This is a genomic window from Porphyrobacter sp. THAI-01a, assembly GCF_056868655.1.
The window spans coordinates 547,556-559,585 of the sequence record NZ_CP180579.1 but is presented as its reverse complement, the minus strand read 5'-3'; the positions used below and the strand labels follow the sequence as shown (position 1 = coordinate 559,585).

Annotated in this window: 13 protein-coding genes and 1 tRNA gene; 10 read left to right on the top strand and 4 right to left on the bottom strand. The window is 69.4% G+C overall.

Annotated features, from left to right (window positions below; all coding sequences use genetic code 11):
- Positions 1 to 2 precede the first annotated feature (2 nt).
- Positions 3 to 974, top strand: a complete 972-nt coding sequence (gene ribD / locus ACMX37_RS02745; protein ID WP_483148441.1) for a bifunctional diaminohydroxyphosphoribosylaminopyrimidine deaminase/5-amino-6-(5-phosphoribosylamino)uracil reductase RibD — start codon at positions 3 to 5, stop codon at positions 972 to 974.
- Positions 975 to 997: 23 nt separating this feature from the next.
- Positions 998 to 1,621, top strand: coding sequence for a riboflavin synthase (locus ACMX37_RS02740; RefSeq protein ID WP_483147431.1), 624 nt, complete (start codon positions 998 to 1,000; stop codon positions 1,619 to 1,621).
- On the opposite strand, the gene ACMX37_RS02735 is transcribed toward ACMX37_RS02740, so the two are convergent.
- The 4 genes from ACMX37_RS02735 to ACMX37_RS02720 are packed head-to-tail and all read right to left on the bottom strand — an operon-like array spanning position 1,618 to position 4,805.
- Positions 1,618 to 2,121, bottom strand: a complete 504-nt coding sequence (locus tag ACMX37_RS02735; RefSeq protein WP_483147430.1) for a DUF421 domain-containing protein — start codon at positions 2,119 to 2,121, stop codon at positions 1,618 to 1,620. The two genes, ACMX37_RS02740 and ACMX37_RS02735, sit on opposite strands and share 4 nt — an antisense overlap.
- A gap of 41 nt (positions 2,122 to 2,162) precedes the next feature.
- Positions 2,163 to 2,711, bottom strand: coding sequence for a GNAT family N-acetyltransferase (locus ACMX37_RS02730; RefSeq protein ID WP_483147429.1), 549 nt, complete (start codon positions 2,709 to 2,711; stop codon positions 2,163 to 2,165).
- A 6-nt stretch (positions 2,712 to 2,717) separates the two neighbouring features.
- The gene (locus tag ACMX37_RS02725) at positions 2,718 to 3,896 is read right to left on the bottom strand and encodes an amino acid aminotransferase (protein WP_483148440.1); all 1,179 of its coding nucleotides are present in this window, start codon (positions 3,894 to 3,896) and stop codon (positions 2,718 to 2,720) included.
- Positions 3,897 to 3,956: 60 nt separating this feature from the next.
- Complete coding sequence (locus tag ACMX37_RS02720) at positions 3,957 to 4,805, bottom strand: DUF1134 domain-containing protein (RefSeq protein ID WP_483147428.1); 849 nt, start codon at positions 4,803 to 4,805, stop codon at positions 3,957 to 3,959.
- 279 nt (positions 4,806 to 5,084) lie between these two features.
- Here ACMX37_RS02720 and ACMX37_RS02715 point away from each other — a divergent pair.
- From ACMX37_RS02715 to ACMX37_RS02680, 8 genes are all read left to right on the top strand, one after another.
- Positions 5,085 to 5,175 (top strand) — tRNA-Ser (locus ACMX37_RS02715).
- 413 nt (positions 5,176 to 5,588) lie between these two features.
- The gene (locus ACMX37_RS02710; protein WP_483147427.1) at positions 5,589 to 6,035 is read left to right on the top strand and encodes an RrF2 family transcriptional regulator; all 447 of its coding nucleotides are present in this window, start codon (positions 5,589 to 5,591) and stop codon (positions 6,033 to 6,035) included.
- Positions 6,036 to 6,168: 133 nt separating this feature from the next.
- Positions 6,169 to 6,336 (top strand): YezD family protein, encoded by a 168-nt coding sequence (locus tag ACMX37_RS02705; protein WP_483147426.1) that lies wholly within the window; start codon positions 6,169 to 6,171, stop codon positions 6,334 to 6,336.
- Between the two features lie 85 nt (positions 6,337 to 6,421).
- Positions 6,422 to 8,863: a TonB-dependent receptor gene (locus ACMX37_RS02700; RefSeq protein ID WP_483147425.1), complete on the top strand. Its 2,442-nt coding sequence runs from the start codon at positions 6,422 to 6,424 to the stop codon at positions 8,861 to 8,863.
- Between the two features lie 33 nt (positions 8,864 to 8,896).
- On the top strand, positions 8,897 to 9,670 hold the full coding sequence (locus ACMX37_RS02695; protein WP_483147424.1) for a sulfite exporter TauE/SafE family protein: 774 nt from the start codon (positions 8,897 to 8,899) through the stop codon (positions 9,668 to 9,670).
- A gap of 28 nt (positions 9,671 to 9,698) precedes the next feature.
- A complete protein-coding gene (locus tag ACMX37_RS02690) occupies positions 9,699 to 10,502 on the top strand; it encodes a lipid II flippase family protein (RefSeq protein WP_483147423.1) in 804 nt (267 codons plus the stop codon).
- A 96-nt stretch (positions 10,503 to 10,598) separates the two neighbouring features.
- Positions 10,599 to 11,147 (top strand): pseudouridine synthase, encoded by a 549-nt coding sequence (locus tag ACMX37_RS02685; RefSeq protein ID WP_483147422.1) that lies wholly within the window; start codon positions 10,599 to 10,601, stop codon positions 11,145 to 11,147.
- On the top strand, positions 11,144 to 11,974 hold the full coding sequence (locus ACMX37_RS02680) for a 23S rRNA (adenine(2030)-N(6))-methyltransferase RlmJ (RefSeq protein WP_483147421.1): 831 nt from the start codon (positions 11,144 to 11,146) through the stop codon (positions 11,972 to 11,974). The genes ACMX37_RS02685 and ACMX37_RS02680 overlap by 4 nt, the downstream gene beginning before the upstream one ends.
- Positions 11,975 to 12,030 lie beyond the last annotated feature (56 nt).

The window sequence follows — 12,030 nt, the reverse complement described above, 5'->3', positions numbered from 1 at the left end:
ACCTGCCGCCTTCCGATCACGACTGGATGGCCGCCGCCGCGCGCCTCGCCGCGCGCGCGCGGCCGCTCAGCCGTCCCAACCCCGGCGTGGGGGCGCTGGTGGTGGCAGACGGGCGGGTGATCGCGCGCGGCTGGACGCAGGCAGGCGGGCGTCCCCATGCCGAGGCCGAGGCGCTGGCGGGCCTCGTCCCCGCACAGCTGGCCGAGGCGAGCCTCTACGTCACGCTCGAGCCCTGCGCCCATGTCTCGGCGCGCGGCCCCTCCTGCGCCGACCTGATCGTGGCCGCGCGCCCCGCCCGGGTGGTGGTCGGCCAGCGCGACCCCGACCCGCGCACCGCCGGCGAGGGGCTGGCGCGGCTGGAAGCGGCGGGGATCGCGGTGACGCTGCTCGAGGACCCCGCCTCGGCCGCAAGCCTTGCGGGCTTCCTCACCCGCCTGACGCAGGGCCGCCCGCGCGTGACGCTCAAGCTCGCAACCTCCCTCGACGGCTGCATCGCGCTCGCCGACGGCACCAGCCGCTGGATCACGGGCGAGGCGGCCCGCGCCCATGTCCACGCCCAGCGCGCGCAGCATGACGCGATCCTTGTCGGCGGGGGGACCTGGCGCACCGACGCGCCGCGGCTCGACGTGCGCCTGCCGGGGCTGGAGAGCCGCTCGCCAAGCCGCGTCGTGCTGACCCGCGGCCCCGCGCACGAGGGCACCACGGCCCTCCCCGCGCCCGATGCCATCGCGGGCCTTGCAGGGGTGCAATATCTCTATGTCGAGGGCGGCGCGGCCACCGCCGCCGCCTTCCTCGAAGCCGATCTGGTCGACGAGCTCCACCTCTACACCGCTCCCATCCTCATCGGGGACGGCATGAGGGCGCTCGGCCCGCTGGGGCTAAAGCAGCTCGACGCAGCGCATGGCCGCTGGCAGATCGCCGAGCGCCGCCAGCTTGGCAGCGACAGCTTCGCCGCCTATCTGCGGACCCGATAACCCCCCAGAGGACCCCCGCGCCCATGTTCACCGGCATCGTCACCGCCATCGGCACCATCGCCGCCGCCGAGCAGCGCGGCGACCTCAGGCTGCGTATCACCGCCCCGCTCGATCCCGCCCGGATCGACATCGGCGCCTCGATCGCCTGCTCGGGCGTGTGCCTCACCGTGGTCGAGCGCGGCGGGAGCGCGGGCGATGCCTGGTTCGACGTCGACCTTTCGGGCGAGACGGTCAGCCGCACCGTGCCGGGGATGTGGGAAGCGGGCGCGCGGCTCAACATCGAGCCCTCCCTGCGCCTCGGCGATGAGCTCGGCGGACACATCGTCACCGGCCACGTCGATTCGGTCGGCGAGGTGGTGAAGGTGGCGCAGTCCGGCGACAGCTGGCAGGTCGCGATCCGCGCCCGCGCCGAGATGGCGCCCTTCATCGCCGAGAAGGGCTCGATCACCGTCAACGGCGTGTCGCTGACCGTCAACGACGTGCGCGACCGCGAGGACCGGACCTGCGACTTCCTGCTCAACATCATCCCCCACACCGCCGCCGTCACGACGCTCGGCGCGCTGAAGGAGGGTGACAGCGTCAACCTCGAGATCGACGTGCTGGCGCGCTATTTGAAGCGGATGCAGAGCCTCGCTGCGGCGGGTTAACGCCGCACGCCGGCAAGCGCGGTCAATGTCCGCCCCCTGCCCTCGATCACGCTCAGCGTGCCGTCTGTCTCCAGCACCACGGCGGCGACATCCTCGGTCCGGCCCACCCCGGCGGAACGGATCACGGCAAGAATCTCGTCCTCGGTGACACGCTCCTCGCGCATGGCCCGTCGGCGGTATTCGCCATCCTCGAACAGGATGCGGGGCTGGCTGCGCACCAGATCGCGGAAGAAGGGCAAGGCGATCGACAGGCGCGAAACGGTCCATTGCAGCAGCGCCAGCATTGCGAAGGCGAGCGCGCCCTCGAGAAAGGATACGTCCTTGCTCAGCAGCACCGTCGCCAGCGTCGAGCCGAGCGCCACGGTCACCACCAGATCGAAGGCGTTGAGCTTGGCCAGCGCGCGCTTGCCCGCAAGGCGCAGCACACCGACGAGGGCGGCATAGGCCAGCACCGCGATCAGGACGACCCTCAGGAGGTCGTGAAGGCTGTCGAAGAACATGGAGGGGCTTACCCCACCCGCGCGGGCAAGGTTCCGCGCGATCAGGGCGACAGCGGGCCGCCCGCGAAGCTCTCCCGCGTGATCGCGTAGGTGAGGTGGGGTATGATCTCGCCGCCCGCCATGATGCGCTCCTCGCGCCGGTCGGTAAGCTGCGCGCCGATATTCTCCAGCGCCCGGCGCGAGCGGGTGTTGGTCTCGCCGACGAGGAAGCGCACCTCGGCAACGCTGGCGAGGGCATGGGCCAGCATCAGGCGCTTCATCTCGTGGTTCCAGCGCCCGCCCCAGTGCGAGCGGGCGAGGAAGGTCCAGCCGATCTCGACTGAGCCGCCGCCCGCTTCCTCCAGCCCCTGAAAGCGCGAGGAGCCGATCACCGCGCCGGTCTTCGCGTCCATCACCAGCAGCGCGCCCCGGTTCGCCAGAGCGTCATCGAAGAAAGCGCGGAACACCGGCTCCTGCCAGCGGTCATGCGCGGGGTGCTGTTCCCAGATCAACGGGTCCGATGCGACCGCGAAGAGCGCGTCCCAGTCCTCCGCACGCAAGGGGCGCAGCGTGACATGCTCGCCCTCCAGCACGGGCTGGCGGTCGAGCATCGCCGCCTATCCCGCCACCGCGGCGAGGGCGGCGATGAACTTGGGCAGGTTGTCCTTGGTGAGGCCCGCGATGTTGATCCGGCCCGAGGCGGCCATGTAGATGCCGTGGTCTTCCCGCAGCTGCGCGACCTCTTCCTTGGTGACGGGGAGCATCGAGAACAGGCCGTTCTGGGTGCCGAGCGGAGTCAGGTCGATCCGGCCTGCCGTGCCCGCCTTCGCCAGCGCGTCCCGCACGGAGCGCATCCGGGCGCGCATGGTATCGAGCTCGGCGAGCCACGCCTGCGTCATGTCGGGATCGCGCAGGATGATCCGCACCGCCGCGCCGCCGTGATCGGGCGGCATCGACCACGCCGCGCGGGCGAGCGCGTTGGCGTTGGAGAAGGCCGTGTCGAGCGCCCCCGGCTCGGCCGCCATCACGTAGAAGGCACCCACCCGGTCGCGATACTGGCCGAAGTTCTTGTCGCAGGAATAGGCGACGAAGGCCTCGGGCACGGCGGCGAGCAGGGCGCGCATCCCGGCGGCGTCCTCGTCCATCCCGTGGCCGAGGCCCTGGTAGGCGGAATCGATGATCGGGAAGGTGCCGCTGGCGGCGAAGGCTTCCGCGATCGCCTCCCACTGGTCGGCGGTGTAGTCGATGCCGGTGGGGTTGTGGCAGCAGGCGTGGAGCAGCACCGCCTCGTCGGCCGAAGCGCCGTTGATCGCGGCCAGCACCGCCTCGAGGTTCGCCGTGCCGTCGGGGTTGGCGTGGTCGAAGGGCACCAGCTCCATGCCGAGATCGGCGAGGATCTGCGCGTGGTTCGGCCAGCTCGGCACGCCCATGTGGACGCGGCTGACACCGGCCTTCTGCGCCAGCGCCAGCGCGAGGCGCACCGCGCCTGTGCCGCCCGGGGTCTGCATCCCCTGGATGCGACCGCCCATCGTCGGGTCGGCACTGCCGAAGATGTAGGGCATCAGCGCGTTGACGAAGCCCATGTCGCCTTCGGGGCCGAGGTAGGACTTGCTCTCCTGGCTGTCGACCAGCACCTGCTCGGCCGTCTTGATCGCGGCGAAGACCGGGGTTGCCCCGTCCTCGGTCCGGTAGACCCCGACGCCGAGGTCGATCTTGTCCTCGCGCGGGTCGGCGGCGTGGAGGCGGATCAGGGCGAGCAGGGCGTCGGGCGCCTGGGGGCTGAGTCGGTCAAGCATCATGGGGCAGGCGCATGGCGCGCCCTTCGCTTCATCGCAACCGGGTTTTGCCGCAAACCCTCAGAAAGGCGACCAGCGATGCTCCTTGGAGAAGCGCATGTAGCCGGCATTCACCCCGAGCCGCAGCCCCGCGCCGACCCGGATCGGGATCAGCACGATATCGCCCCGGCGCAGGTAGCTGGCGTTGAGCCCCCCGACGAAATAGGCCTGCCCCTCGCCTGCCGGGAAGCGCTTGAACAGGTCCTCGGTGTCGTAGAGGTTGTAGACCAGCACGAAGGTGTTGGCGGCATTGGCCCCGGCGTCGAACCCGACCGAGGGGCCGGTCCAGTAGACCTGCTGCGTGCCCTCGACCTTGTGGTGGAGCGTGCCCGAGCCGTAGCGCGCGCCGACGATGAAGGCACCCCCGGCCTCGCGCCCGACGATGTAGCCGTTGGGTTCGCCCTGCTTCTTCAGCAGGTCCTCGATCAGCTTGGCGAGGCCTTCCGCACCCTTGCCGAACACGCCCTCGGCGGCGCCGATGAGGTCGTCCTCGCCATAGGTCTGCCCGGCGTTCTGGGCCGCGGTGGTCACGGGGGCGATGCCGCCATCCGCCGGCGGCGGGACGGCCGCGGAGGGCGGCGCTGCGTAGTCCCCGAAGGTCTGGTCGAACGCGGGGTCGGCCGGCGCGGGCATGGGCGGAGGCGCGGACGGCGGAGGGGCCTGCGGGCTCGCCAGATCGGCGTCGATCCCGGCGGCATTGTCCTGCTGCTGGCCGAAGGCGGAATCGGGATCGAAGGTCTCGAGGTCCTGCGCCCCGGCCGGCGCGGCGGCAAGCGAGAGCGCCGCCATCGCCGCCAGCCCGAGGCCGGCAAGACGGCGCGCCGCAACGGCCAGGCCGGTGTCGGGGAAACGGGCGATCATCATCCTCATGGTGCAGCCTTTCGCTACGACGTGTCAGCTCCGGTTAACTGCGCATTCGAGGAGAATCGCTTCCCGCCTGCGAGGCAACCGCCCGTCGCCGGGGCGAATCGAAATTGCGACGAGCCGTTGGCGGGGGTAGGCGCGCGAGGCTGAATGCGTCCCGAACCGGCGCACCGGCCCTGCCCCCGATGAGCGGGGCCGGCAGGGGCAGGCTTTTTTGTCGAACCCACCTTGCCGCTGGCCCAAGGGCCGACTATAGCGCCGCCCCTACAGCCCGATGTGCTGCCCGGAGACGTGGGTGAGTGGCTGAAACCAGTTCCCTGCTAAGGAACCGTACTCTATCAGGGTACCGAGGGTTCGAATCCCTCCGTCTCCGCCACCGGCCTCCGGAAAAATATGGATATTTTTCCCAACTGGGGCTCGTTCCCTATTCAGCTCGCCAATGCCTGTTGCGCTTGATCGGTGCGGGCCTCATCGATCAAACGACAAGGGCTGCAAATGCCCGGACCGAAATCGGGTCAGGTGCTGGTGACAACTCGCAGGTTGGGTATGTTGCACACCCTAGGCGAGAGGGTCTCCAGGTAACGCCGCTGGAGGTGGCGGGCGAGGCAGATGGTCTGCCCATCACCGATCCCATTGCGCACCTCGACCAACCCGACGCTGTCGATTGCCCGTAGATCAACCCCTCTATGAGCGAGACCCGTAGGACATAGGGCTTGCCTCGGGGTGACCATGGCGAGGACCGGCCCGCGGCTTGACCCGGCTGCCCCCCGCGCCGATAGACGGTCGGCGATGCTCTCGCAGAAGACCCGTTACGCGATCCGCGCCATGCAGGACCTTGCCGACAACTACGGCAAGGGCCCGGTTCAGCTGGCCGAGATTGCGGAGCGGCAGAACATCCCGGCCAAGTTCCTGACCGTGATCCTCTCCGAGCTCACCCGCTTCGGCCTTGTCGCCTCGCAGCGCGGGCGCGAGGGCGGCTACTGGCTCGCCATCGCGCCCGTCGACATCACATACGGCGACCTCATCCGGCACATGCGCGGCAGCCTCGCGCTGGTGCCCTGCGCCAGCCGGTATGCGCACGAGAAGTGCAAGAACTGCGTCGAGGAGGGCGAGTGCCGCACGCGGGCGCTGATGCTCGACGTGCGCGACCGGACGGCGCAGATCCTCGATCAGGTGCGGCTGTCGGACCCGATCGCACCGGTGCCGCCCTTCGACAAGGACGCGGCGACCGGCTGACGCGGCCCGTCGCAACAATCCCACCTTTCATGCCCCCACAGAAAATCTGTGCGGCACACCCTATTGTCAACCAATTGCGTTGAGTTAAATTCCGGCGCTGCGGACCCGGTTCCGCGCAACGAAAGGCCCTATCATGGACCGTGATTCGAAACCTCAAGTCGAGCCCGGACGGCGGGCCGACGCTCTCGGCGTGGTCAGCGAAGCGCTGTCGCGCCTGCGCTACGGCGCGATCCAGCTGACCGTGCACGACGGCAAGGTCATGCAGGTCGACGTGACCGAGAGGACACGGCTGGCCGATTGAGCGCCGACCGTGACCGCACCCCACACACCATCAGGGACTGGCAGACCGGACCGCCGGATGCATGCCCGCTTGCAAAGGCGAGACCATGTATCCGAACTCTCTCCGCACCGCCCTGCTGCTCGGCGCAGGCCTGCCTGCGCTGCTTTCCGCCCCGGCCAAGGCGCAGGACGAAACCTTCGCCGTGCCTCCCCCGACCGCCGCACAAGAGGAGCAGGGAAGCGATGACATCATCGTCACCGCCCGCCGCCGCTCCGAGAGCGCGCAGGACATCCCCCTCGCCGTGTCAGTGATCGACGCCAGGCAGCTCGACGAGACCGGGGCGTTCAACGTGAACCGCCTCCAGCAGCTTGCGCCGACGTTGCAGTTCTATTCCTCCAACCCGCGCAACACCGCCGTGAACATACGCGGCCTCGGCGTCCCCTTCGGCCTCACCAGCGACGGGTTCGAGCAGGGCGTCGGGATCTATGTCGACGACGTCTACTATTCGCGCGTCGCCTCGGCGACCTTCGACTTCCTCGATGTCGCCCAGATCGAGGTGCTGCGCGGGCCGCAGGGCACGCTCTACGGCAAGAACACGACGGCAGGCGCGATCAACATCCAGACCAACCAGCCGAGCTTCGACTTCGAGGGCAAGGCCGAAGTGAGCCTCGGCAATTACGAGTTCCGGCAGGCGCGGCTCGCGCTGTCCGGCCCGCTGTCCGACACGGTGGCGGCGCGCATCGCCTTTTCCGGCACCTCGCGACGCGGGACGATCCGCAATGTCACCACCGGCGAGGACATCCAGAGCCTCGACAATCTCGGGGTGCGCGCCCAGCTTTTGTGGGAGCCTGCCAACAGCCTGAAGGTCAAGCTCGTGGGCGATTACAACAAGCAGGATGCGCGTTGCTGCGGCTCGGTGTTCGTGCGCACCGGGGCGACCCAGCGCCCGCTCAACCGCCAGTTCGCCGCGCTCGCCGCCGCGCAGGGCTATGCGCCGCCCTCGAGGGATCCCTTCGACCGCCTGTCGGACCTCGATTCCCGACTCAATGCCGGCAACGTGATCGCGGGTCTGGCGCTGAAGGTGGAATGGGACGTCGGGCCGGGCCGGCTCACCTCGGTCACAGCATGGCGGACCTGGGACTGGAAGCCCGAGAACGACCGCGATTTCACCGGCCTGCCGATCGTCGCGCTGTCGCAGAACCCCTCGCAGCAGGACCAGTACACGCAGGAATTCCGTTACGCGTACACCGGTGAGCAGTTCGATTTCGTGCTCGGCGCCTTCGCGTTCGACCAGCGCATCGACACGCAGGGGACAGAAGCGCAGGGCCGCGCGGCCAGCCGCTGGAACATTGCGCCGAACAATGCCCTTTCGCTCGACCCGACTGTCCTCGACGGGCTGACCGCGCGCAACACCCAGATCCTCGAGAGCACCAGTCTCGCGCTGTTCGGGCAGTTCGGATGGAAGGTGACCGACGCCTTCACCATCCAGCCGGGGGTGCGTCTCAATTACGACCGCAAGGCCGGGTTCTACCAGCGCCGGGTGTTCACCGGGACAGGCGTGGAGCTGACCGGTCGCGAAAGCGACGCGCGTTCCCGCGCCCAGCTGGCGATCTTCCAGCCGCAGGTCAGCGCGCCCGAGGACACCGACTGGAATCTCACCTACGACCTCACGGCGAGCTACGAAGTCGCGCCCGACGTGCTCGCCTACGGCACATACGCAAGGAGCTTCAAGACCATCGGCATCAACCAGAACGGCCTGCCGACCGACGCCAACGGGCAACCCATCGCGGCGGCAGGGACGATCAGGCCCGAGAAGGTCGACCACTTCGAGGTCGGCCTCAAGAGCCGGTTCTGGCATCGCCGCGCGACGCTGAACCTCGCCGCCTTCCGCACCGATATCCGCGACTATCAGGCGACCGTCATCAACGGCGAGTTCGGAGTGCTGCGCGGGTTCCTCGCCAATGCCGGCAAGGTGCGCTCGCAGGGAATCGAGGCCGATTTCTCGGTCCGGCCCGGCGAGAGGTTCAGCGCCTATGCAAGCGGGGCCTACACGGACGCGAAATATGTCCGCTTCGTCGACGCGCCGTGCCCGCCGGAACTGGCGGGCGGCACCACCGCCGGCCCCGGCCAGACTCCGTCGGCGCCCGGCACCCCCGGCGGGATCAGCCCGGCCAACTGCGACATTTCGGGCCAGCGCCTGCCGGGCGTGTCGAAATGGGCCTTCTCTTTCGGCGCCGAGGGCAACCTTCCCGCGACCTTCCTCGGCAAGGCGGGCGAGGCCTATCTCGGCTATGACGGCAGCTACCGGTCGGACTTCTCGTCCAACCCCTCGCCCTCGGCGCTGACCGGGGTTGCGGGATACCACCTCTCGAACTTCCGCGCCGGCTTCCGCTCGGACGACGGACTGAACCTGTTCGCCTGGGTGAGGAACGCCTTCGACGAAGACTATTTCGAGCAGCTCTTCGTCGGCCCCGGCAACACCGGGCTGATCGCTGGCCTGCCGGGAGACCCGCGCACCTGGGGCGTAACCGCCAGCATCGCCTTCTGACCCTTCCAGACCCTGCCAGAGAGGACATGCCTCATGCCGGACCTGCCTCAGCTTCTTGCCGACATCCTTCCCTTCATCCTGATCGGCATGGCCGCTCAGATGGTCGACGGGGCGCTGGGCATGGCCTTCGGGGTCATCACCCAAACCCTGCTGGTGAGCGCGATGGGGGTTCCGCCCGCGACCGCCTCGGCGAGCGTGCATCTGGTCGAGCTGTTCACCACCGGGGCATCGGGGGCAAGCCACATCTGGCATCGCAATGTCGACTGGGGCCTGTTCCGGCGGCTGGTCCCCTTCGGCGTGCTGGGCGGCGTGGCGGGAGCCTATCTGCTTTCCAGCATAGACGCCTCGGCGGCGCGGCCCTTCGTGATGCTCTATCTTGCCGCCATCGGCGTCTACCTGCTGTGGCGGGCGATCCGGCTGTCGCGCCCGCGCTTCGAGGACCCGCGCTACACCCGCCCGCTGGCGACGGTCGGCGGGTTCCTCGACGCGGCGGGCGGCGGAGGCTGGGGGCCGGTGGTGACCTCGAACCTGCTGATCCAGGGGGGCGATCCGAGGAAGGTGATCGGCACGGTCAATTCCGCCGAGTTCCTGCTGACCCTGTCGATCTCGATCGCCTTCATCGCGACGCTGGGCCTTGCCGCCTTCACGCTGGTGACCGTGGGCCTGATCATCGGCGGGGTGGTGGCCGCGCCCTTCGGCGCGGTGCTGGCGAGCCGGGTGAGCCCGCGCGTCCTGCTGCTGGCGGTGGCGGTGGTGCTGATCGCGACCAGCAGCTACAGCATCTACAAGGCGTGGCCGATCATCTAGATGCATCGCCTGAAGGGGTTTGCCGGGCATGGATACCGAACTGATCGTCATCTGCATGCTTACGGCCGTGATCAATCTCATCGGCGCGCTCGCCTATGCGGCACGGATCGCGGGCGTGCGCACCGGACGGATCGCGCTGTCCTTTGCGCTCTTCAACATCCTGCTGCTGGTCAGCCGCACCTCGAACGGCTTCCTCGGTCCCTTCCTCGCCAAGCGGATCGAGACCGCGCTTGCCGCGGGCACGGGCGAGATGCTGATCTGGGAGCTGCGGCTGGTCCTGCTCAGCGCCGCCGCCGCCGTGGCGCTCGGCATCGTGCTGGTGCCGACCGGCCAGCGGCTGTTCGCGGCGGCGATCACCTTCTTCCAGGCGAGGCGCTCGACCACCCGGCTGATCCTCGCCAGCATGACGCCTGCGGGTCTCGCCACCCTGCGGGATTCGGTCGCGCTGCCTTCGGGCGACACGCTCAAGGCGCTGAAAGGCCCGCGCGGCGTCAGCTGGACGGTGCTCGCCGCCAATGCCGCAGCGCAGGCCTTGCTCGCAGTGGGCGTGCTCGCCTCGCTATATGCCGGCTATCTCGTGCCGGAGTTCCGCGTCACCGCCTCGCAGATGACTGCCATCGTCAACGGCTTCGCGACGATCCTGCTGTTCGCGCTCATCGACCCGCAGATCTCGGCCCTCACCGATGACGTGGTCGACGGCAGCGTCAGCGAGCCGACGTTCCGCCGGGCGATGATCTGGGTATCCCTCAGCCGCCTCGCGGGCACGCTGCTGGCGCAGGCCCTGCTGGTGCCCGGCGCCGTTGTCATCGCCTGGGCGGCCGGGTGGCTGTGAGGCGATGCCGGGAAGGACGCAGCCCCCCGCTCCCGGTCCGCGACGAGCGGCGGCAAAGCTCAAGACATTGCCGCTGCCGCGCGATAAGAGCGCGCGATGGCCCGGCTGCTCCTGTTCAACAAGCCCTTTGGCGTCCTGTCGCAATTCACCGACCGCGGATCGCCGACGGAGCGCGCGACCCTGTCGGGCTTCATCGCGACGAAGGGCGTCTATCCCGCCGGGCGCCTCGACCGCGACAGCGAAGGCCTGCTGCTGCTCACCGACGACGGGCGGCTCCAGGCGCGCATTGCCGAACCGCGCTTCAAGCTGCCCAAGACCTATCTCGTGCAGGTCGAAGGCGACCCGCAGGACGGGGATCTCGAGCCCCTGCGCAAGGGCGTCCGGCTAAAGGACGGCATGACCCTGCCGGCCGAGGCTCTGCGCATCGAACCACCGGACCTGTGGCCCCGCGACCCGCCGATCCGCGCGCGCAAGTCCGTCCCCGACAGCTGGCTCAGGATCACCATCCGCGAGGGGCGCAACCGGCAGGTGCGCCGGATGACGGCGGCGGTGGGCCTGCCGACCCTGAGGCTGGTGCGCTGGTCGATCGGCGACTGGACCGTCGAAGGCATCGCACCGGGCACTTTCGTGGAAATTTCCGCATGAACTATCGCCACGCCTTCCATGCCGGCAACAGCGCCGACGTCGTCAAGCACGCGCTGCTGATGGCGCTGGTGCGCGCCTTGCAGCTCAAACCCTCGGCGCTGACCCTGATCGACACCCACGCGGGCCGCGGGCTCTACGACCTCCAGGGCGAGGAGGCAGGGCGCACCGGCGAGGCCGCAGGGGGCGTGCTGCGGGCCTTCGCCGACACCGACCCCCTGCTCGATGACTACCGCGCCGCGGTGCGCGCGGTGAACGAGGGCGGCGAGCCGCGGCTCTATCCTGGAAGCCCGCGCATCCTGTCGCAGCTGCTGCGCCCGCAGGATGGGCTGATCCTCAACGAGAAGCACCCTGAGGACGCCGCCGCCCTGCGCGGCGCGATGCGCGGCCTGCCCGCTGCCATCCACGCGCGCGACGCCTACGAGCTGTGGCTGGCGCTGCTGCCGACCCGCACCCCGCGTGGGCTGGTGGTGGTCGACCCGCCCTACGAACAGACCGACGAACGCGCGCGCATCGCCGCAACCCTCGCCGCCGCGCACCGCAAGTGGGCGCACGGAGTCACAGTGATCTGGTATCCGCTCAAGGACAGGGCCGCCCACCTGCGGTGGAAGCAGCAGCTAAAGCGGCTCGGTATCACCAAATTCCTGACGGTGGAGCACTGGCTCTACGATGCCGACCAGCCGGGCCTCTACAACGGCGCGGGGCTGTTCTTCGTCAACCCGCCCTATGCCTTCACGCAAGGGCTGCCGCCGCTGCTGGAGGCGCTGCGCTCCGCGCTGGCACCGGACGGGCACCGGGGAACGCTCACGGCCGAGTGGCTGAACGGCTAGACCAGGCCCCCTCTGCTCCCCTTCGGGCCGCTCTGACGGGCACCTAACAGCACTTG

Coding starts and splice junctions, on each gene's coding strand:
- ACMX37_RS02740 (WP_483147431.1), top strand. CDS start 998: ATGTTCACCGGCATCGTCACCGCCATCGGCACCATCGCCGCCGCCGAG.
- ACMX37_RS02735 (WP_483147430.1), bottom strand. CDS start 2,121: ATGTTCTTCGACAGCCTTCACGACCTCCTGAGGGTCGTCCTGATCGCG.
- ACMX37_RS02730 (WP_483147429.1), bottom strand. CDS start 2,711: ATGCTCGACCGCCAGCCCGTGCTGGAGGGCGAGCATGTCACGCTGCGC.
- ACMX37_RS02725 (WP_483148440.1), bottom strand. CDS start 3,896: ATGCTTGACCGACTCAGCCCCCAGGCGCCCGACGCCCTGCTCGCCCTG.
- ACMX37_RS02720 (WP_483147428.1), bottom strand. CDS start 4,805: ATGAGGATGATGATCGCCCGTTTCCCCGACACCGGCCTGGCCGTTGCG.
- ACMX37_RS02710 (WP_483147427.1), top strand. CDS start 5,589: ATGCTCTCGCAGAAGACCCGTTACGCGATCCGCGCCATGCAGGACCTT.
- ACMX37_RS02705 (WP_483147426.1), top strand. CDS start 6,169: ATGGACCGTGATTCGAAACCTCAAGTCGAGCCCGGACGGCGGGCCGAC.
- ACMX37_RS02700 (WP_483147425.1), top strand. CDS start 6,422: ATGTATCCGAACTCTCTCCGCACCGCCCTGCTGCTCGGCGCAGGCCTG.
- ACMX37_RS02695 (WP_483147424.1), top strand. CDS start 8,897: ATGCCGGACCTGCCTCAGCTTCTTGCCGACATCCTTCCCTTCATCCTG.
- ACMX37_RS02690 (WP_483147423.1), top strand. CDS start 9,699: ATGGATACCGAACTGATCGTCATCTGCATGCTTACGGCCGTGATCAAT.
- ACMX37_RS02685 (WP_483147422.1), top strand. CDS start 10,599: ATGGCCCGGCTGCTCCTGTTCAACAAGCCCTTTGGCGTCCTGTCGCAA.
- ACMX37_RS02680 (WP_483147421.1), top strand. CDS start 11,144: ATGAACTATCGCCACGCCTTCCATGCCGGCAACAGCGCCGACGTCGTC.